Here is a 19,364-nt window from a genome sequence, read left to right on the forward strand (position 1 = left end):
CCTTATGTTAACATCTTCGTTTTTCGATGTCAACTAAGTTTTTCAATTTCTTTTTTGTCGTTTTCTGCGTTTCCGCATCAGCGACGGTTATTAATATATCATGGTGAAAAATGAAATGCAACACCTTTTATAAACTTTTTTTAAAACTGCCCACATTTCTTTTTTTATATCATATACTTAAACGAAATATCTCTTTCATGTATGAGCAATTCCTACATATATTTTATATAAAGTTACTCTATCAAAAGACGTTTCTTTCTATAATAAGCGTTTTATTCATATAGCATATCATACAAGGAGGAATATATATGGACTATACCGATTTATTAATCAAACTAGGTCTCTCGGCTATTTTAGGATTTGCCATTGGTTTAGAACGCGAATTAAAACGGAAACCACTTGGTTTAAAAACGTGTTTAGTTATTTCTATTATTAGTTGCCTCCTAACGATTGTTTCTATTAAAGCAGCTTATAACTTACCACATACCGATCATATGAATATGGATCCACTTCGACTTGCCGCTCAAATTGTATCAGGAATTGGTTTTTTAGGTGCTGGCGTAATTTTAAGAAGAGGCAACGATAGCATTGCAGGGCTCACGACTGCCGCTATGATCTGGGGTGCTTCTGGTATTGGTATTGCTGTTGGGGCCGGATTCTATATTGAAGCGATATTCGGAATGTGTTTCCTTATGATTAGTGTCGAACTTATACCACTCGCAATGAAATATGTAGGCCCTAGATCATTTCGTCAACGTGATATCGCTGTGAAACTTGTTGTACGAAATATGGACAATATCCCAATCGTAATTGAAGAAATAAAAGAAATGGATATAAAAGTTAAGAATATGAAGCTTAAAACATTAGAAAACGGTTCTCACTATTTACATCTTAAACTGTCCATTGATCAAAAAAGACATACCGCTGATGTTTACTATGCTCTCCAGCATCTTGAAAGTGTCCAACAAACTGAAGTGGAAAGTATGTAACGTAAAACAAACTCTCTTTAATTAGAGAGTTTTTCTTTTTTCTATAATGGCAACAATGAATGTAGTCCTACAAAGTAAGGAGGAATAGGCAATTGAAATCCCGTCCGAATTTAGTAGATACATTTCGTGATTCCATTATTTTTCGTTTAATTTGTTTTATTATTGTACTGACTGCTTTTTCCGGTTTTCTTATACATAGATTAGAACCTTTTCATTTCACTACATGGTTTGACGGAATTTGGTGGTCAATCGTTACCATTTTTACAGTTGGATATGGCGACTTTGCTCCCCATACGACGATAGGAAAACTAATAGGTATAAGTATTATTTTATTAGGAACTGGCTTTTGTTCTTATTATATGGTGCTGTTTGCTACTGAAATGATTAATAAACAATATATGAAAATTAAAGGTGAAGAAGCCGCTACTTCTAACGGTCATATGATTATCGTTGGCTGGAATGAGCGCGCAAAACATGTTGTAAAGCAAATGCACGTATTACAACCAAACCTTGATATCGTTTTAATTGATGAAACACTTTCTTTACTCCCAAAACCATTTCATCATTTAGAATTTATAAAAGGTTGTCCGCATCACGATCAAACTTTATTAAAGGCTAATATTGCAACGGCACACACCATATTAATAACAGCTGATAAAGAAAAAAACGAAAGCTTAGCGGATACACAGTCCATTTTAAATATTTTAACTGCAAAAGGGCTCAACCCAAACATTCACTGCATCGCTGAACTTCTTACTTCTGAACAAATACAAAATGCAACGAGAGCTGGCGTGTCAGAAATTATAGAAGGAAATAAATTAACGAGCTATGTATTTACCGCTTCTCTTTTATTCCCTTCCATTTCAGGTGTACTATTTTCACTTTACGACGAAATCTCTGATAATAAATTACAACTGATGGAGCTTCCATCGTCCTGCACCGGACAAACTTTTGCCAATTGTAGCTATACTCTTTTAAAGCAAAACATTCTCTTACTAGGTATAAAGCGCGACGAACAATATATGATTAATCCAGTTCATTCCTTTGTTCTCATTGAAAGCGACATACTCATTGTTATTCACCATTAGTAAAATGACGCTCTAATTCTTGCATGAGCACTTTCCCAATATTGATATATTTTCTTTTCACATCTCCATCTGGATCTTTCGGCTCAGCAAATTGATCCATTCCACTTGTTCCAGCTGTTAAAGTATTCACATTATCATCTAGTTCGTCTTGATATACGTGCGAAAGAATATACGGCGTTCCAAGACGAACTATTACGCCTGGTACATCTAGTTCTCCATCAATGGCTGTAAATGGCACTCGTAAAAATTGATACCCATCTTCTTCATCGATTTTGTAATCGAAGCATCCTTTATCATAATCCCAATTACCACCAATGCTATATCCAAGTGGTTTCATAATCTCTTCTAACTTATATAACGCATATGTACGTCCTTCTAAATTTGATTGAATCGGAATCAAGCCCATCCCTCCTAGACTTTTCCTTTAGCATACCCACTTTAGTTTGAATATACTGATGGACTTTTCGATAAAATAATAAAAAGCGACCGCGGTCGCTTTTTATTATTTTAAACGCTCTTCTAATTCTGCTTTTAATTCTTCAAATCCTGGTTTACCAAGTAAAGCAAACATGTTTTTCTTATATGCTTCTACTCCAGGTTGGTCAAATGGATTCACGCCTAATAAGTAGCCGCTCATCGCACATGCTTTTTCGAAGAAGTATACAAGGTAACCGAATGTGTACTCATTTAATTCAGGAATATTGACGATTAAGTTTGGTACTCCCCCGTCGCTATGTGCAAGTAATGTACCTTCGTATGCTTTTGTGTTTACGAAGTCTACAGTTTCACCAGCAAGGTAGTTTAATCCGTCTAAATCGTTTTCTTCTGATTCGATTGTTAGTTCATGTGTAGATTTACCTACTTTAAGGACTGTTTCAAATAAGTCACGACGACCTTCTTGAACGTATTGACCTAATGAGTGTAAATCAGTTGAGAAGTTTGCTGAAGATGGGAAAATACCTTTTTGATCTTTTCCTTCACTTTCACCAAATAACTGTTTCCACCACTCAGCGAAGTATTGAAGTGCTGGTTCATAGTTAACAAGCATTTCAATTGTTTTTCCTTTATTGTATAAAGCGTTACGAACTACTGCATATTGGTAAGCTGGATTTTCTTCTAGTTCTGATGTTCCGAAGTCATCACGACCAGCAGCTGCACCTTTCATCATCTCTTCAATATTTAAGCCACTTACTGCGATTGGTAATAAACCAACTGGCGTTAATACAGAGAAACGACCTCCAACATCATCTGGAATAACAAATGTTTCGTAACCTTCGTTATCAGCTAATGTTTTTAATGCACCACGCGCTTTATCTGTAGTTGCATAAATACGTTTGCGAGCTTCTTCTTTTCCATACTTTTCTTCTAATAACTTACGGAAGATACGGAATGCTAGTGCTGGCTCTGTTGTTGTACCTGATTTGGAAATAACGTTAATAGAGAAGTCTTTACCTTCTAATACGTCCATTAAATCTTTCATGTAAGTGGAGCTAATGTTTTGTCCAACAAATAGCACTTGTGGAGTTTTACGTTGTTCTTTAGAAAGCGTGTTGTAGAAAGAATGGTTTAACATTTCGATTGCTGCACGTGCTCCTAAGTAAGAACCACCGATACCTACAACAAGTAAAATGTCAGAGTCATTTTTAATTTTTTCTGCGCATTTTTGAATGCGAGCAAATTCTTCTTTGTCATATTGAAGCGGAAGGTCTACCCACCCAAGGAAATCGTTCCCAGCTCCAGTTTTTTCGTGGATTGCGTGATGTGTTACTTTCACTGCATCACGTAAATAAGTGATTTCATGTTCACCGATGAAGGATAACGCTTTAGAATAGTCGAACGTTACATGTGTACTCATCTTTTTCCCTCCAATTATGGATATGTATTTCTGTATTCACTTTAGCGAAACTGAAGTTGTAAATCAAGCGATTCAAACATTGTAAACGTAACCAATATATATTTTTTAGAAAAAGTTCATTTTTTGCATAAAAATTCGCATTTTTCGGTATAGATGTATATACATCTTCTTTCAAACATTTTTTATGTATAAAAACAACATAACTACCCCATTCTATAAAAGAGTTAATTAACTCTTCGCTTGCTCATGCTTCACAATTAAGGGGGGCTTTTTCATGAGTACTTTACAACGTATCGCATTAGTCTTTACTGTAATTGGCGCTGTGAACTGGGGACTAATCGGGTTTTTCCAGTTTGACTTAGTAGCAGCCATTTTCGGTGGACAAAATTCAGCTCTTGCACGTATTATTTACGGCATCGTTGGTATATCTGGGCTTATCAACCTTGGTTTACTGTTTAAACCATCTGAAAATCTTGGTACGCACCCAGAAACAAACGAAATTCGATAATCAGTATGTCCTTTCACCTCCGACATACGAATATGATTGCATGCAATCATATTTGCAAATATATATCATAAGATAAAGTAAAAGAGGAACGCTCATATGCGTTCCTCTTTTACTTTGTTAACTCGGACTCTTCAATCCATTCTGCCAACTTTTCTCGCAGCGTATTAAATCCGTTTTCAGATGGGTTCGGTATAAGAATCCTTCCTTGTTTTCTTTTCGCCGCTTTTAACGATAAACTCATTTTTCTGTGCTCTTCATCAATTGAAAGTACCTTTACTTCTACTGTATCGCCGACCTTTAAAAAGTCATGAATATCCTTTACATATCCATTTGTAATTTCAGATATATGCACAAGCCCTTGTGTTTCTGCATCTAACGCTACAAACGCACCGTAATCTTGAATTCCAGTCACTTTCCCTGTTACAACCACTCCTGTTGTATATTGTTCTGACATATGAAACACTCCCATACGTTTACCATTCTCTCTACAATTATAGAGAGCAAAGCAGATATATTTATTTTAAATATCCGATTGGTTAGTACGCATTCTAGATAACGTTATCTAGAATGCGTATACCTTATATTAGTAAATTATACCACTATGACAGAACTCATTCAAAATTCATGAAAAATTTCCCTTAAAGAAGTATAATTATCCAATATTGGGATAGAATACTAACACATGGCTTTCTAGTATTCCCCCCCTTTTATGGACAAAACGTATTACGTTTTGTCCTTTTTTTATTCTCTACAAACCGTTCCATTCTCTTCATTGCTTCCATAAGTTGTTCAAGCGATGTTGCATAAGAACAACGAATAAAACCTTCACCACTTTCGCCAAATACGCTACCAGGGACAACAGCCACTTTTTCTTCCAGCAATAACTGTTCTGCAAATTCCGCTGAAGATAATCCTGTTGAAGATATAGAAGGGAAAACATAAAATGCTCCGCCTGGCACATGACACGTTAAACCCATTTCATTGAAAGATTTCGTCATGAAGTTACGACGCTTCTTATAACTATCTCTCATTCGAATCACTTCATCGTTCCCTGCCCGTAACGCCTCAAGTGCTGCAAACTGAGACATCGTCGGTGCACACATCATTGAATACTGATGGATTTTGAGCATTAATTCTGAAAATTGAACAGGAGCTGCAATCATACCGAGACGCCATCCTGTCATCGCAAACCCTTTTGAAAATCCCGAAATTAAAATCGTATGCTCACGCATATTTTTAATACTCGCGAAACTTGTATATACTTCGTCGTATACAAGCTCTGCATAAATTTCATCAGATAATACAATTAGATTGTACTTCTCAACAATCACTGCTATTTCTTCAAGCTCGGATTTATTTAGCATTGCACCTGTCGGGTTATTTGGTGAACAAAGCAAAATCGCCTTTGTTTTCGCTGTAATAGCTGCTTCAATTTGTTCTGGTAGTACTTTAAACTCATTTTCTAAAGTAGTCGCCACAGGAACCGGAACTCCTCCAGCTAATGTCACAAGTGGTGCATAAGAAACGAAGCTTGGTTCAATAATGAGCACTTCATCATCAGGATTTATAATGGCGCGCATCGCTACATCTAACGCCTGGCTCGCTCCAACTGTAACAATGATTTCATCACTTGGGTCATAAGATACTGCAAATTGTTTTTTTAGATACTTTGCTATTTCTTGACGGAGCTCTAATAATCCTGCATTTGCTGTATATGACGTATACCCTTGTTGCAAAGAACGAATACATGCTTGCCTTACATTCCAAGGGGTAACAAAATCTGGCTCTCCTACCCCGAGGGAAATAACACCTTTCATATTTGCTGCTAAATCAAAAAATTTTCGAATACCAGATGGTTTTAAAGATTCTGCTGATCTAGATAGTTCAAATTGCTTCATGGTGTCACCACAATTCGCTTATCATCATCGTCTTTTTCATAAATAACACCCTCATGTTTATACTTCTTCAAAATGAAATGAGTAGTTGTAGAAACGACAGATTCAATTGTTGCTAATTTCTCAGAAACAAACATCGCTACTTCCCCCATCGTTTTCCCTTCTAATGTAATAGAAAAATCATATGTCCCTGACATTAAATAAACGGATTTCACTTCTGAATAACGATAAATTTGCTCAGCAACCGCATCAAATCCAACGCCGTGCTTTGGCGTAACTTTCACATCGATCATTGCCGTTAAACCTGTATGTTCTTTCACTTTCGTCCAATCGATATGTGTTACATAATCCACAATAATCTTTTCATTTTCTAATCTCGCAACCATCTTCTTTACTTCTTCTACTTCTATATTTAACAGCTTCGCTAATGTATCTACAGATAATCGACTACTCTTTTCAAGACAAGCTAATAATTCTAATTCTTTTTCTGTCACCATATAAATCATCCTTCCTTTTCGTTTGTGTCTAAATTATACAAATACCCTTTCAAGTTTGAAAAGAAGATTTTTCTATTGAATTATGTCAAAATAAAGTGAAACTTTAATCAGCGGAAAAATGCGGGATAAAGCGAAAGGGGATGGAACCGTGAAACCAAAAGTTTATATTGCTGAACCAGTTCCAACATTTGTAGAAAACTATTTATCAGAACACTGTGATTATGAAAAATGGGATCAAAATGAGAAAGTACCTCGTGATATTCTATTAGAGAAAATACAAGATAAAGATGGGTTATTAAATTTCGGATCTGCTATTAATGAAGAATTACTGACAGTAGCTCCTAACTTAAAAGTAGTGAGCAACATTTCTGTCGGTTACGATAATTTTGATTTACAAGCGATGAAAAACCGAAATGTTATCGGAACAAATACACCATACGTATTAGATGATACAGTAGCTGATCTCGTTTTCGCCCTTATGCTATCAGCTGGGCGCCGCGTTTGCGAACTCGATTCTTACGTGAAAAATGGTGAATGGAACGCTGAAATCGGAAAAGAACACTTCGGACTAGATGTACACCATAGCACAATTGGTATTATCGGTATGGGCCGAATTGGAGAAGCCGTTGCAAAACGAGCAAAATTCGGATTTGATATGAATGTTCTTTACTATAACCGCCGTCGTAAAGAAGAAGCTGAACAAAAATTCGATGCTACATATTGTGATTTACAGACGCTACTGAATCAGTCTGACTTTATTGTTCTTCTTACTCCATTAACAGATGAAACATATCACCTTATCGGAGAAAAGGAATTTTCATTAATGAAAGAGACAGCAATCTTCATTAATGCTTCTCGCGGCAAAACAGTAGATGAAAAAGCGTTAATCCATGCTTTAACAGAAAAGAAAATCTTTGCAGCAGGTATCGATACATTTACACAAGAGCCGATTCAAAAAGATAATCCACTCTTATCATTACAAAATGTTGTGACTTTACCACATATCGGATCTGCAACATTAAAAACTCGTCAGCAAATGGCCATGACCGCCGCTGAAAATTTAGTTGCAGGGTTACAAGGAAAAACACCGCCTAATATTGTTCGCGGGTAATACTGAATAAACGAAAGGCAAGATGACATCGTCATCTTGCCTTTTTTTGTTAACATATTTTCTTCTTCCTTGGAGATGATATGAACAAAAATCAATGGAGTGACAAAAAATGAATCATAAATATACTTGTCCTTATTTCACTTTTTCCACTCGCGGCACTACTGTTCATTACGAATTGTATGAACATGATAATAAAACAGAACGTCCTACTTTCATACTCGTTCACGGCTTTTTATCTTCCTCATTCAGTTACCGCCGTCTAATTCCTTTACTATCGAAGGAAGGAACAGTCATTGCTCTTGATTTGCCACCGTTCGGAAAAAGTGATAAGTCTCATCTGTTTAAGTATTCTTATCACAATTTAGCAACGATTATTATTGATTTAATTGAACATTTATCTCTCTCAAACATTGTATTAGTTGGGCATTCTATGGGTGGGCAAATTTCTCTCTATGTAAACCGTATACGTCCTGAACTCATTTCAAAGACGATTTTACTATGTAGCTCGAGCTATTTAGCGCGCGCAACCTTACCTTTACTATACTCTTCTTATTTACCGTTCTTTCATTTATACGTAAAGAACTGGATTATAAGGCGCGGCATTGTTCATAACTTAATGAATGTCGTTCATGATCACTCATTAATTGACGATGAAATGAAAAAAGGTTACTCCGCTCCTTTTTATGACGACCGTATATTTCCCGCTTTAACTCGCATGATACGAGACCGTGAAGGTGACTTATCTTCAACTGAATTACAAAAAATCGAAACACCTATCCTACTCATTTGGGGTGAAAAAGACCGCGTCGTCCCTGTACATGTAGGTCATCGTCTACACAAAGATTTACCGAATTCAAAATTTATTTCTTACGAAAATACAGGACATTTACTACCTGAAGAAAAGCCTGAACATGTTTATGAAGAAATTATCGCTTTTTCCGCGCAATAAAATGAAACTTTAATCAGCCTCCACCTAACTTCTTTGCTTCCGCTAAATTTTGAGGTGAAGGTCTTACTACCCAGCAAATAGCGGGATAATATAAAAAAGGCTGTCGGAAATCCCGACAGCCTATAATGAACAGCTTCCGCCTTCTTTTATTACAAGTAATTCCACAGCTAATTTCTCACATTTTTCAAGCGCAGGTACTTCCTCAAAAGACATAAAGTATATATGTTGAATCTTCTTTGCGATATATTTTGGATCGTCAAACACACTTATGACGCTCACAACATCGCTCGCTTCTGTTTCATAAAACTCCGGTCCCATTTGAAACGGATCCCAATTCTTCACAACCTCTATCATCTTTTCATATGTACCCATTCGCTTCCCGCCTTTTCACTTTTTAATACTTTTCTTTATCCTATCACATCAGCTATTCTATAAGAAGAGAGAGAACTTTCATAACTTATTGGTTTTACAGAAGAAGGGAGCAAACTTATGCAACTATTTCATAAAGCAATCAATCGACGTGGAACGCATAGCACAAAATGGGATACATATAAAAACGAAGAACTTATCCATGCTTGGATTGCTGATATGGATTTTGAAGTATCAAAACCAATTCAAACTGCCTTAAAACAACGAATCGAACATCCGATTTTTGGCTATACACTTCCTCCCGAAAATATTGGAGATATTATTTGTAACTGGGCAAAACAACAATACGACTGGGATATTCAAAAAGAATGGATTGTCTTTAGCGCCGGAATCGTTCCAGCTCTTAGTACGAGCATACAGGCTTTCACCAAAGAAAACGAATCTGTTCTCGTACAACCACCTATTTATCCTCCATTTTTCGAAATGGTCACAACAAACAACAGGCAGTTATGCGTGAGTCCATTACAGAAACAAAATGATACATATGTGATAGACTTCAAGCATTTAGAAAAGCAGTTTCAGCAAGGCATCAAACTCATGCTTCTTTGTAGCCCTCATAACCCAATCGGACGCGTTTGGACGAAAGAGGAACTTGTGCAGCTCGGATCGTTATGTACTAAATATGACGTAATCGTTGTGGCGGATGAAATTCATTCCGATATCATTTATGCAGACCATACACATACACCGTTCGCTTCCTTATCTGAAGAATTAGCAGAGCGCACTATCACTTGCATGGCTCCAAGTAAAACATTTAATATCGCTGGATTACAAGCGTCGATCATTATCATTCCAAACGAAAAGCTCCGTCATGCCTTTACAGCTATCCAGTACAGACAAGGCTTCCACGGGTTAAATATCTTCGCTTATACAGCGATGCAAAGCGCCTATACAGAATGTAATGATTGGCTAAACGAAATTCGATTATATATAGAAGATAATGCTCAATTTGCTTGTGAATATATTAAAACTCACATACCTGCTCTTTCCGTAACGAAGCCAGAAGGTAGCTTTTTATTATGGATTGATTGTTCTCGTCTAAAGCTTTCTCAAAACGAGCGTACCGCACTACTTGAGGAAAAAGGAAAAATCATCGTTGAACCTGGTGAGAAATACGGGTTAGGTGGCGAAGAACATATTCGAATTAACATCGGCTGTCCACGATCTGTTTTAGAAGAAATTTTAAACAGACTGCGTCATACGTTTTCATAATAAGAAAGGAGTCTGTCCCGAATCATTCTTGGGGCAGACTCCTTTGTCATATTTTGTCGGTAAGTCGATATATTTCAAGTTACGGTCGATATATTCCAATAATCGCCGATATAATTTGAGTTACAGTCGATATATTCCAATAATCGCTGATATATTTTCAATTACATTTCACAAAGAAAGCTACCATTCACGGTAGCTTTTACTTTTTCTTCATATCCGATGCTTTTTTTACAATTACGCCACAAGCAATTCGATCCCCTGATTTACCTGTCGGTTGAGTCATACCATCATCAGGGTTTTCTGTAATAATAATAGACGCTCCATCTTTTCTATGAATCGTCGTTTTCCCTTCTTCAAGTGTAATGTGAGGTGCATCGATTTCTGCTTTAATCTTTCCAGAACCATCTGCAACTACGTTCGGTAAATCACCGTTTTCTGCGCCCTTCGGATTAAGGAGTCCATGCTTTTTATCATCTGGATTAAAATGATTCCCAGATGATTCAAAACGAGGTGCCTTACACTCTCCGATTTCATGTACATGTAGTCCGTGTGGTCCTGGCGTGAAACCTTCCCCTTTAATCTTAATTTTCACTCCGCTTGTTTGCTGAGTTACTTTCGCAGTCCCCACTTCATCACCTGAAGCATTATGTAATTTCACGTCAATTTCTTTCGGCTTTCCTTGGTCACAACCTGCCATCAGAAATAGTAAACAACAACTGAAAAAAAGCCGTTTTTTCATTTTATTCCCTCCAAAATATATTCTGCCCTTAGATTGTCCGAGCATAGAGGGAAACATACAAAAATGAGTTACTGTTTCTTTTCAGCTAACAGCTTTTCTTCAACTTTCTGTAATCGCTCTGCTTCTCGTTTTGATACACGAATGAACATACGCCACGTAGCAATCGCACCGATGATAAATAGAACACAAACAATCCCCGGAATAATATATTCTGTTTTATCTTCCGGAAAATATAAAGGCATCATACGGAACACTCCTTATTATAGGATTCGAAAAACATCAGAATTTTCTGTTATATCATTTTAAATTATAGTGCAACCTACCCATATTCTCAAGGGGCGTTCTGAAAACGAAGGATTTCTTTGACTCCTTCCCTCACTTTCCTTACTATAAACTTGAGGTGAAAAATATGAGAGAAACATTTGAAATTGGTGAAATCGTTACTGGTATTTATAAAACAGGAAAATACATTGGCGAGGTTACAAATAGCCGCCCTGGCAGTTACGTCGTAAAAGTATTAGCTGTTTTAAAACATCCGGTGCAAGGTGACTTACATAACGTAAAACAAGCTGACGTACCATTTTTCCACGAAAGACGTGCTTTAGCTTTTCGTGAGCAAACGAACATTCCAGAACAAATGGTGAAGAAATATGAAGGAGAAATTCCGGATTATACAGATTCACTAAAATTAGCATTAGAAACTCAAATGAATTCATTTTCTGAAGATGATTCACCTTTTGCAGAGCGTAGTCTAGAAACATTAGAACAGTTAAAGAAAGACTACAAACTCTAAAAAACAAAACGACCAAATTACATAATGTGCAATTTGGTCGTTACTGTGTGCTCACTTTCTTTAACACTTTTGAAAAATCAACAAGTTCTCCTAATGTTGGAGGTGCTGGTTTTACTAAATACTCTTTATCTTTTTCTACTAGTTTAAAAATGTTGTACGTCGTCATTGCATCATCAAGCGCACAATGATGCTTCCCTGTCCCTACTTTTCCATACGCCTCAATTGCTTTCCATAATCCTGTTTGATTTCTTTCTCCAAAAAACTTCTTATACTCAAGCGATAAATCACGACACTGTCCGAAGAATGGAAAAGCTATCCCTGCCATTTCACAATTATGCTTCAGCACTTTCATATCCATATTTCCCCACGTTACAATTGTCGGTTTACATTTCGTTTCGTATTCTGAAAGCTTCTTAACGAGTTCAGGAAATGAAATCCCTTTATCCACGACTTCTTGTTTTATTCCTAAAAACTTCTTACATCGATCCGTTAAAGAGGGAAATGTTTTCGGCCTAACATGTGATGAATACGTATCTTCTACCTTACAGCCAGCAACTGAAACGAGTCCTACCTCAATAATCTCTGGAAAAAATCCTTTCGGTTTCTTTCTATGCTGGGGCATCGTAAACTCAAAGTCTAAAAATAAAAATCGTTGTTCATCCATACGATCCCTTCCTTATCATTTTTGTCATTCCTTTCTATTTGACACTCCTACACGAACAAGCTCGAATGCTAATTCCATTTTAAATATTCAGATTGGATGTATCTTATATATATGTCAAATGCCCACAAATATTTTAAAAAATAAGAAAAAATGACCTATGCAGAAAATATGACAAAATCTCTCCTTTCATTTACATCCGCCATTTTCCTACTTTATAATGACGTTATGTGTGTTTCTTCTAGAGCATTTTTGACACACTAAGAAAAAGTGAATGAAAGGAGATGAGATTTTTGCACGAAACAACGCAAGAACTCGCTAACTGGCAGTATTATTTTGCTATCGCAGTCTTTTTAATTACATATGCCATTATTATTTCTGAAAAAATTAATCGCGCTGTCATCGCACTTCTTGGTGCAGCACTCATGGTAATTGTGGGGGTCGTCGATTTACATAACGCCTTTACGAAACATATTGAATGGGGAACGATTACGCTACTCATCGGTATGATGATTTTGGTGAACATTACGAGTAAATCAGGTGTCTTCCAATACGTTGCCATTAAAGCAGCAAAAGGGGCACAAGGAAATCCAATTAAAATTTTAATTTCACTTTCCTTACTTACCGCGCTTGGCTCCGCATTTTTAGATAACGTTACAACTGTACTTCTTGTTGTTCCAGTTACTTTATCTATTACGCGCATACTGCAAGTAAATCCTGTTCCTTATTTACTTTCTGAAATTATTTTTTCAAACATTGGAGGAACAGCAACATTAATTGGTGATCCACCTAACATTATGATTGGTTCTGCAAATAAGCATTTAGACTTCAATGCTTTCCTATTGAATCTAGCACCTATTGTAATTATTATTATTGCAGTTACAGCGATAATACTTTACTTCATGTATCGCAAACAATTAATTGCCGATCCTGTACAAGTTAAAAAATTAATGAGCTTAGATGAAAAACAATACATTAAAGACCCAGTATTAATGAAAAAATCTTTAACGGTACTTGGACTTACGATTGTAGGTTTCATGACTCATTCTATTTTCCATATCGATGCCGCTATTATCGCCTTAACTGGTGCTACTGTACTTATGTTAATTGGTGTGAAAGAGCATGAAATTGAAGAAGTATTTGCAAGCGTAGAGTGGGTAACAATCTTCTTCTTCGCAGGGTTATTCGTACTTGTTGGAGGACTTATCGATATCGGTCTTATCAAAATGTTAGCTCAAAAAGTAATTGGTATAACAGGCGGAGATATTTCTTACGCATCCATCCTTATTTTATGGGTATCTGGTATCGCCTCTGCAACAATTGATAACATCCCATTCGTCGCAACAATGATTCCACTTATTAACGATATGGCAGTTGGGCTAGGCTTATCACCATCTGACGCACAAATCGATGTATTATGGTGGGCATTAGCACTAGGTGCTTGTCTGGGCGGAAACGGAACATTAATCGGAGCTTCTGCTAACGTAATCGTTGCAGGTATCGCGAGCCGCGAAGGACATAAATTTAGTTACATGGACTTCCTAAAAGTCGGTTTCCCAATTATGATCGTTTCATTAATCATTTCTCACATTTATATTTATTTACGCTACCTTATGTAGTAGAAAAAGCGCTCTGATAATCAGGGCGCTTTTTTACTTATAGCTACTTATCAACAAAAATGAAAAATCTACTCTTTATATCTCACCGGTTCATTTCGAATAATAAATAAGTGAATCGGTAAGAACACCGAAAATGTGATTACATGAATAATCGTAAATAATATAGAGTTCGTTCCGTATCTGTCTAAAATAGCGTAGATAAGATAAATGGACAATACAATCGATACAGCTGTTGCTAGTAAACTTATAATTGGTACGAAATTAAAAATGAAACATGCAACATATATGCCGAATACTTTCCACCCTGCTTCTTCTTTCAAAAAATCTGGTAATTTATCTTTCGCTAAGTCCCCCCACGTCTTACTATTCAAAAACGGAATAAACGCAAGCACCCCGTCCGTTGCACCATCATTTTTCGCCATCGAATAAAGTGCAAAAGCCGTTAACAAATATGAAATAATTGCCCAAATCAATATAACAAGAATAAACGCAAAACTAAGAGCAAAGAAACCTGCTAGTACGCCTTGATCCTCCATCTTATCCTCTCCTCTCTACTTTCAACATATTTCATTACATTGCAAGTTATGTTTTAAAATTTATCCAAACTCTTTGTATAATAAGAGAAGAAAGAGAATAAGAGAGGAGAAACACGTATGCATCCATTTGTAAAAGCATTACAAGAGCATTTTACAGCTCATCAAAATCTTGAAAAAGCAGAACCTATGGCTCGTTATATGAAAAATCACTTCCCATTTCTAGGTATTCAAACACCGGAAAGACGCCAATTATTAAAAGACATCATTCAAATACATACTCTCCCAGATAAAAGAGACTTCCAAATTATCGTACTTGAACTTTGGGACTTACCAGAACGTGAATTCCAAGCGGCTGCACTTGATATTATGCAAAAATATAAAAAGCATATAAACGAAACACATATCCCCTTCTTAGAAGAATTGATTGTAACAAAATCTTGGTGGGACACTGTCGATAGCATCGTACCTACATTTTTAGGTAATATCTTTTTACAACATCCAGAATTGATTTCTGCCTATATCCCAAAATGGATTGCATCAGATAACATTTGGTTACAACGTGCCACTATTTTATTCCAACTCAAATATAAACAAAAGATGGATGAAGAACTTCTTTTCTGGATTATTGGACAACTACATTCTTCAAAAGAATTTTTCATTCAAAAAGCAATTGGCTGGGTCCTTCGTGAATATGCAAAAACAAATCCGGATGTAGTTTGGGAATACGTGCAAAACAATGAGCTCGCTCCATTAAGTAAGCGCGAAGCAATTAAGCATATTAAACAAAATTACCGAATAAATAACGAAAAAATAGGCGAGACTCTATCATAGATAGACGCGTTCCTCTATTGAGATTTAAAAAAGAACGTGTTAGAATATGTTCATTATTATTAATATAAGTAGCGATGACGGACTTATAAGTACTTGCATAAAAAGCGATTCAGGGATAGTGAAAGCCTGAAGCCGCAAGGAAACGGCAGTCCTGAGCAATACATGATAAAGTGGATGCACCTTTTGTGTATCAACTAGGGTGGAACCGCGGGCAAACGCTCGTCCCTAGGCAAATAAGCCTTGGGATGAGCGTTTTTTTATGTTCTTTTTAACATATACTGCCCGTTTCCAAAGTATCAGAGTATGTCATCGCCAATACGTTAACTTTCAAAAGGAGGATTTTCTTATGTATTCAATGGAACAAGTTGTAAACTTAGCGAAACATCGCGGTTTTGTTTTCCCTGGTTCTGAAATTTACGGTGGTCTTGCAAACACTTGGGATTACGGTCCACTTGGAATCGAATTAAAAAATAATGTTAAAAAAGCTTGGTGGAAAAAATTCATTCAAGAATCTCCACACAACGTTGGTTTAGACGCAGCTATTTTAATGAACCCTAAAACTTGGATCGCTTCTGGTCACGTTGGTAACTTCAACGATCCAATGATCGACTGTAAAAAATGTAAAGCTCGTCACCGTGCTGACAAATTAATTGAGGATGCTTTAGATGCAAAAGGCATCGAAATGGTTGTTGACGGTCTTACTTTCGACCAAATGGCTGACTTAATGAAAGAACATGAAGTAAAATGTCCTGATTGCGGTAGTGAAGAATTTACTGAAATCCGTCAGTTCAACTTAATGTTCAAAACATTCCAAGGTGTTACAGAGTCTAGCACAAACGAAATCTTCCTTCGTCCTGAAACAGCACAAGGTATTTTCGTAAACTTCAAAAACGTTCAACGCTCTATGCGTAAAAAGCTTCCATTTGGTATCGGCCAAATCGGTAAGAGTTTCCGTAACGAAATCACACCTGGTAACTTCACATTCCGTACACGTGAATTTGAACAAATGGAACTTGAATTCTTCTGTAAGCCTGGTGAAGATTTAGAGTGGTTCGCATTCTGGCGTGAAACTTGTAAAAACTGGTTACTTTCACTTGGTATGTCTGAAGAGAGCATGCGTCTTCGTGACCACGGTGAAGAAGAGTTATCTCACTACAGTAATGCAACAACTGACATTGAATTCAAATTCCCATTCGGTTGGGGCGAACTTTGGGGCGTTGCATCTCGTACAGACTTCGACTTAAAACGTCACATGGAACACTCAAACGAAGACTTTAACTATATCGATCCACAAACGAATGAGCGTTACGTACCATACTGCATCGAGCCATCTTTAGGCGCAGACCGCGTAACATTAGCATTCTTATGTGATGCATATGAAGAAGAGCAATTAGAAAACGATTCTCGTACAGTTCTTCGTTTCCACCCTGCTTTAGCACCATACAAAGCAGCTATCTTACCATTATCTAAAAAGCTATCTGAAGGTGCTACTGAAGTATTCGCAGAATTAGCTAAAGACTTCATGGTAGACTTTGATGAAACTGGTTCTATCGGTAAACGTTACCGTCGTCAAGACGAAATCGGTACACCATTCTGTATCACATACGACTTCGACTCAGTTGAAGACAAAGCTGTTACAGTACGTGACCGTGACACAATGGAACAAGTTCGTATGCCAATTAGCGAACTAAAAGGTTTCTTAGAGAAGAAAATCCAGTTCTAATTATAAGAAAAAGAGGCTGCTCATAAGAGCGCCTCTTTTTTATTTTTCACGTTTTTCTTTAATTGCTACTGTACATCTTGATATACATAGTAAATCATCATTTTCATCAATAATGCGAACATCCCAAACCATTGTCGATTGTCCTCTATGTATTGGTGTTCCAATCGCTGTTACAATTCCATCTTTCTTTGAGCGAATGTGGTTCGCATTAATTTCTAATCCGAAACAAATACATTTTTCTTGATCAATTAAATTATATGAACCAACACTTGCCACTGTTTCTGCTAATGCAACCGATGCACCACCATGTAAAAATCCAAATGGCTGATGCGTACGCTCATCAACAGGCATCGTAGCAACCACCTTATCTTCTGTCATCTCTAACAACTCAATTCCAAGTGAATCCATTAAAGTTTTTGCCATATCGCTTCCCCCTTCTCTTACTTTAATTAAATGTATAATTTTACCTATTTATTTTCAAACTACTTATAACACTTATATAAGGAGGCTTCACCTAAATGAAACAGAAATTTTGTATATTACTGCTTATGTTCTCCTTGCTGACTATTGTACCAAATTGTGCAATAACAGCCAAAGCATCTAACCTGACAATCGATGTTAAGACTGTAACGCAAAAAGGTAAGAAACCTTATATAGAATATCAAATAAACAGGCCTTCTTTTCACGAATTTTCTGACTCTAAATTTCAAAATAAACTCAATTTATACTACAAAAAATCCACTGACAAATTTAAAACCAAATTAGAAAAAGAAGCAAAAAAATATTATAAAGAGACAGAAGGATCTAGTACACCATTTCATCCGTACGTAGCAAATGTTGATTATAAAGTCTCTTTAAACAAACCACCTTTTCTTAGCCTATATGTGAATTACTATCAATATACTGGCGGAGCACACGGTCTTTATACGTGGAAGGCAAATACATTCGATTTAAACGAAAAAAAGGTACTGCACTTAGACGATTTATTTGAACAAAAGGATAAATATAAAGATGTAATCCGTGCGGAGATTGTACGACAAATTAAACAAAATGAAAGCATTTATTTTCCTGATGCAACTGAAAAAGTAATGAGTATGAAAAAATTCCACTTCTTTTTAGAGCCAGACAATCTCGTCATTTATTTCCCTTTATATGAGATTGCTCCCTATTCAAGTGGAATTCCGCAATTTCGTATTCCATATACGTTGCTAAGAGACTATTTAAAGCCTTCTTATCAAAATATTTTGATTGACAACAAGTAAATATTTTCGCTACGATAATGTTAACCTAAAAACAACAGGAGGTTAACATTATGAGGAGATTTCATGTTTTAGATTTAGCATTAGCTGCCATGTTCGTTGCTCTTATGGCAATCGGTGCAAATATTGTATCTTGGGCACCATTCCTTCAAGTAGCAGGCATCCCATTATCTATGCAACCATTTTTCGCAATTTTAGCAGGTCTTCTTCTTGGAAGTAGACTTGGTGCCTTATCCATGACTGTATATATGCTCGTTGGCGTAGCCGGCGCACCAATCTTCGCTAACTTCAAAGCTGGATTTGGAGCACTTTTAGATCCTACTGGTGGTTTTATTATCGCATTTATTATCGTTGCTTACGTATCCGGAAAACTAGTAGAACAAAAAGAAAGACCAACATTCATTACATTTGCAATTGCCTCTTTCACAGGAATTATTTTAACTTATATAATCGGTACTACTTACATGTACGGGGCAGTCAATCTCTTTATGGGCGGTAATATGAGCTATAAAGCTGCTTGGATGATTATGATGTGGTTTGCAGTAAAAGATATTGCATTTACAATTATCGGTGCTATTATCGCACCTCGCATATATTATGCTGTGCGTCGTTCTGCTTATCAGCATTCTCATTCGACGATTTCATAATAAAAAAATGAGTTATTTCAGTA

The 19,364-nt window shown here is 36.5% G+C and carries 23 protein-coding genes; 12 read left to right on the forward strand and 11 right to left on the reverse strand.

Translation table 11 applies throughout. The features are described from left to right. Positions 1-308: 308 nt before the first annotated feature. Together ABWK52_RS00550 and ABWK52_RS00555 are read left to right on the forward strand one after the other, a co-directional pair. Entirely contained in the window at positions 309-989 is a 681-nt protein-coding gene (locus ABWK52_RS00550) for an MgtC/SapB family protein (protein WP_000386676.1), read from the forward strand. A 92-nt stretch (positions 990-1,081) separates the two neighbouring features. Then, positions 1,082-2,077, forward strand: a complete 996-nt coding sequence (locus ABWK52_RS00555) for a potassium channel family protein (protein WP_000842320.1) — start codon at positions 1,082-1,084, stop codon at positions 2,075-2,077. Here the strand turns inward: ABWK52_RS00555 and ABWK52_RS00560 are convergent. Beyond that, positions 2,064-2,477 (reverse strand): YugN-like family protein, encoded by a 414-nt coding sequence (locus ABWK52_RS00560; protein ID WP_000612334.1) that lies wholly within the window; start codon positions 2,475-2,477, stop codon positions 2,064-2,066. The genes ABWK52_RS00555 and ABWK52_RS00560 overlap by 14 nt on opposite strands. 102 nt (positions 2,478-2,579) lie before the next feature. Then, entirely contained in the window at positions 2,580-3,932 is a 1,353-nt protein-coding gene (locus tag ABWK52_RS00565; protein ID WP_000103658.1) for a glucose-6-phosphate isomerase, read from the reverse strand. A 274-nt stretch (positions 3,933-4,206) separates the two neighbouring features. On the opposite strand from ABWK52_RS00565, the gene ABWK52_RS00570 reads away from it, so the two are divergent. Beyond that, positions 4,207-4,440, forward strand: coding sequence for a DUF378 domain-containing protein (locus ABWK52_RS00570; RefSeq protein ID WP_000105788.1), 234 nt, complete (start codon positions 4,207-4,209; stop codon positions 4,438-4,440). Between the two features lie 109 nt (positions 4,441-4,549). Here the strand turns inward: ABWK52_RS00570 and yugI are convergent, their stop codons facing one another. The 3 genes from yugI to ABWK52_RS00585 form a co-directional block, all read right to left on the reverse strand. After that, positions 4,550-4,894, reverse strand: a complete 345-nt coding sequence (gene yugI / locus ABWK52_RS00575) for a S1 domain-containing post-transcriptional regulator GSP13 (RefSeq protein WP_000003764.1) — start codon at positions 4,892-4,894, stop codon at positions 4,550-4,552. Between the two features lie 253 nt (positions 4,895-5,147). After that, positions 5,148-6,338, reverse strand: coding sequence for an aminotransferase (locus ABWK52_RS00580; protein ID WP_000808540.1), 1,191 nt, complete (start codon positions 6,336-6,338; stop codon positions 5,148-5,150). After that, positions 6,335-6,832 (reverse strand): Lrp/AsnC family transcriptional regulator, encoded by a 498-nt coding sequence (locus ABWK52_RS00585; RefSeq protein ID WP_048564190.1) that lies wholly within the window; start codon positions 6,830-6,832, stop codon positions 6,335-6,337. The genes ABWK52_RS00580 and ABWK52_RS00585 overlap by 4 nt, the downstream gene beginning before the upstream one ends. A 118-nt stretch (positions 6,833-6,950) precedes the next feature. Here ABWK52_RS00585 and ABWK52_RS00590 point away from each other — a divergent pair, with 118 nt between their 5' ends. After that, positions 6,951-7,943 (forward strand): 2-hydroxyacid dehydrogenase, encoded by a 993-nt coding sequence (locus ABWK52_RS00590; protein ID WP_098295335.1) that lies wholly within the window; start codon positions 6,951-6,953, stop codon positions 7,941-7,943. Positions 7,944-8,052: 109 nt separating this feature from the next. Continuing rightward, positions 8,053-8,892: an alpha/beta fold hydrolase gene (locus ABWK52_RS00595; RefSeq protein ID WP_001015858.1), complete on the forward strand. Its 840-nt coding sequence runs from the start codon at positions 8,053-8,055 to the stop codon at positions 8,890-8,892. A gap of 120 nt (positions 8,893-9,012) precedes the next feature. Here ABWK52_RS00595 and ABWK52_RS00600 read toward each other — a convergent pair whose 3' ends face one another. Next, on the reverse strand, positions 9,013-9,264 hold the full coding sequence (locus ABWK52_RS00600) for a YugE family protein (RefSeq protein WP_000537645.1): 252 nt from the start codon (positions 9,262-9,264) through the stop codon (positions 9,013-9,015). A gap of 117 nt (positions 9,265-9,381) precedes the next feature. Between ABWK52_RS00600 and ABWK52_RS00605 the strand changes: the two genes are divergently transcribed. Continuing rightward, positions 9,382-10,533, forward strand: a complete 1,152-nt coding sequence (locus ABWK52_RS00605; RefSeq protein ID WP_098542421.1) for a MalY/PatB family protein — start codon at positions 9,382-9,384, stop codon at positions 10,531-10,533. Between the two features lie 199 nt (positions 10,534-10,732). Here the strand turns inward: ABWK52_RS00605 and sodC are convergent, their stop codons facing one another. Together sodC and ABWK52_RS00615 are read right to left on the reverse strand one after the other, a co-directional pair. Beyond that, positions 10,733-11,272: a superoxide dismutase [Cu-Zn] gene (gene sodC, locus ABWK52_RS00610; RefSeq protein ID WP_016110873.1), complete on the reverse strand. Its 540-nt coding sequence runs from the start codon at positions 11,270-11,272 to the stop codon at positions 10,733-10,735. Between the two features lie 68 nt (positions 11,273-11,340). Continuing rightward, positions 11,341-11,517, reverse strand: coding sequence for a hypothetical protein (locus ABWK52_RS00615; protein ID WP_000982757.1), 177 nt, complete (start codon positions 11,515-11,517; stop codon positions 11,341-11,343). 164 nt (positions 11,518-11,681) lie between these two features. Between ABWK52_RS00615 and ABWK52_RS00620 the strand changes: the two genes are divergently transcribed. Next, positions 11,682-12,065: a kinase-associated lipoprotein B gene (locus ABWK52_RS00620; RefSeq protein WP_001209340.1), complete on the forward strand. Its 384-nt coding sequence runs from the start codon at positions 11,682-11,684 to the stop codon at positions 12,063-12,065. A 40-nt stretch (positions 12,066-12,105) separates the two neighbouring features. Here ABWK52_RS00620 and kapD read toward each other — a convergent pair whose 3' ends face one another. Further along, positions 12,106-12,729 (reverse strand): 3'-5' exonuclease KapD, encoded by a 624-nt coding sequence (kapD, locus tag ABWK52_RS00625; RefSeq protein ID WP_000344358.1) that lies wholly within the window; start codon positions 12,727-12,729, stop codon positions 12,106-12,108. 290 nt (positions 12,730-13,019) lie between these two features. On the opposite strand from kapD, the gene ABWK52_RS00630 reads away from it, so the two are divergent. Beyond that, positions 13,020-14,345: an ArsB/NhaD family transporter gene (locus tag ABWK52_RS00630; RefSeq protein ID WP_000545231.1), complete on the forward strand. Its 1,326-nt coding sequence runs from the start codon at positions 13,020-13,022 to the stop codon at positions 14,343-14,345. Between the two features lie 68 nt (positions 14,346-14,413). On the opposite strand, the gene ABWK52_RS00635 is transcribed toward ABWK52_RS00630, so the two are convergent. Then, positions 14,414-14,881 carry a hypothetical protein gene (locus tag ABWK52_RS00635; protein ID WP_000390061.1) on the reverse strand — a complete coding sequence of 156 codons (468 nt, stop codon included), beginning with the start codon at positions 14,879-14,881 and terminating at the stop codon, positions 14,414-14,416. 117 nt (positions 14,882-14,998) lie between these two features. Here ABWK52_RS00635 and ABWK52_RS00640 point away from each other — a divergent pair, with 117 nt between their 5' ends. Then, the gene (locus tag ABWK52_RS00640; protein ID WP_087875860.1) at positions 14,999-15,712 is read left to right on the forward strand and encodes a DNA alkylation repair protein; all 714 of its coding nucleotides are present in this window, start codon (positions 14,999-15,001) and stop codon (positions 15,710-15,712) included. A 346-nt stretch (positions 15,713-16,058) separates the two neighbouring features. Next, positions 16,059-17,435: a glycine--tRNA ligase gene (locus ABWK52_RS00645; protein ID WP_000287147.1), complete on the forward strand. Its 1,377-nt coding sequence runs from the start codon at positions 16,059-16,061 to the stop codon at positions 17,433-17,435. A gap of 39 nt (positions 17,436-17,474) precedes the next feature. On the opposite strand, the gene ABWK52_RS00650 is transcribed toward ABWK52_RS00645, so the two are convergent. Next, positions 17,475-17,858: a hotdog fold thioesterase gene (locus ABWK52_RS00650; protein ID WP_001140612.1), complete on the reverse strand. Its 384-nt coding sequence runs from the start codon at positions 17,856-17,858 to the stop codon at positions 17,475-17,477. A 95-nt stretch (positions 17,859-17,953) separates the two neighbouring features. Between ABWK52_RS00650 and ABWK52_RS00655 the strand changes: the two genes are divergently transcribed. After that, on the forward strand, positions 17,954-18,697 hold the full coding sequence (locus tag ABWK52_RS00655) for a DUF3298 and DUF4163 domain-containing protein (RefSeq protein ID WP_000810318.1): 744 nt from the start codon (positions 17,954-17,956) through the stop codon (positions 18,695-18,697). A 50-nt stretch (positions 18,698-18,747) separates the two neighbouring features. After that, a complete protein-coding gene (locus ABWK52_RS00660; RefSeq protein WP_001252163.1) occupies positions 18,748-19,341 on the forward strand; it encodes a biotin transporter BioY in 594 nt (197 codons plus the stop codon). Positions 19,342-19,364: the final 23 nt, after the last annotated feature.

Origin of the sequence: Bacillus sp. AP50 (genome assembly GCF_040492675.1) — a bacterium.
In the GTDB taxonomy this organism is placed as follows: domain Bacteria; phylum Bacillota; class Bacilli; order Bacillales; family Bacillaceae_G; genus Bacillus_A; species Bacillus_A cereus.

Coding starts and splice junctions, on each gene's coding strand:
- ABWK52_RS00550 (WP_000386676.1), top strand. CDS start 309: ATGGACTATACCGATTTATTAATCAAACTAGGTCTCTCGGCTATTTTA.
- ABWK52_RS00565 (WP_000103658.1), bottom strand. CDS start 3,932: ATGAGTACACATGTAACGTTCGACTATTCTAAAGCGTTATCCTTCATC.
- ABWK52_RS00570 (WP_000105788.1), top strand. CDS start 4,207: ATGAGTACTTTACAACGTATCGCATTAGTCTTTACTGTAATTGGCGCT.
- yugI (WP_000003764.1), bottom strand. CDS start 4,894: ATGTCAGAACAATATACAACAGGAGTGGTTGTAACAGGGAAAGTGACT.
- ABWK52_RS00580 (WP_000808540.1), bottom strand. CDS start 6,338: ATGAAGCAATTTGAACTATCTAGATCAGCAGAATCTTTAAAACCATCT.
- ABWK52_RS00585 (WP_048564190.1), bottom strand. CDS start 6,832: ATGGTGACAGAAAAAGAATTAGAATTATTAGCTTGTCTTGAAAAGAGT.
- ABWK52_RS00590 (WP_098295335.1), top strand. CDS start 6,951: ATGCGGGATAAAGCGAAAGGGGATGGAACCGTGAAACCAAAAGTTTAT.
- ABWK52_RS00595 (WP_001015858.1), top strand. CDS start 8,053: ATGAATCATAAATATACTTGTCCTTATTTCACTTTTTCCACTCGCGGC.
- ABWK52_RS00600 (WP_000537645.1), bottom strand. CDS start 9,264: ATGGGTACATATGAAAAGATGATAGAGGTTGTGAAGAATTGGGATCCG.
- ABWK52_RS00605 (WP_098542421.1), top strand. CDS start 9,382: ATGCAACTATTTCATAAAGCAATCAATCGACGTGGAACGCATAGCACA.
- sodC (WP_016110873.1), bottom strand. CDS start 11,272: ATGAAAAAACGGCTTTTTTTCAGTTGTTGTTTACTATTTCTGATGGCA.
- ABWK52_RS00615 (WP_000982757.1), bottom strand. CDS start 11,517: ATGATGCCTTTATATTTTCCGGAAGATAAAACAGAATATATTATTCCG.
- ABWK52_RS00620 (WP_001209340.1), top strand. CDS start 11,682: ATGAGAGAAACATTTGAAATTGGTGAAATCGTTACTGGTATTTATAAA.
- kapD (WP_000344358.1), bottom strand. CDS start 12,729: ATGGATGAACAACGATTTTTATTTTTAGACTTTGAGTTTACGATGCCC.
- ABWK52_RS00635 (WP_000390061.1), bottom strand. CDS start 14,881: ATGGAGGATCAAGGCGTACTAGCAGGTTTCTTTGCTCTTAGTTTTGCG.
- ABWK52_RS00640 (WP_087875860.1), top strand. CDS start 14,999: ATGCATCCATTTGTAAAAGCATTACAAGAGCATTTTACAGCTCATCAA.
- ABWK52_RS00645 (WP_000287147.1), top strand. CDS start 16,059: ATGTATTCAATGGAACAAGTTGTAAACTTAGCGAAACATCGCGGTTTT.
- ABWK52_RS00650 (WP_001140612.1), bottom strand. CDS start 17,858: ATGGCAAAAACTTTAATGGATTCACTTGGAATTGAGTTGTTAGAGATG.
- ABWK52_RS00655 (WP_000810318.1), top strand. CDS start 17,954: ATGAAACAGAAATTTTGTATATTACTGCTTATGTTCTCCTTGCTGACT.
- ABWK52_RS00660 (WP_001252163.1), top strand. CDS start 18,748: ATGAGGAGATTTCATGTTTTAGATTTAGCATTAGCTGCCATGTTCGTT.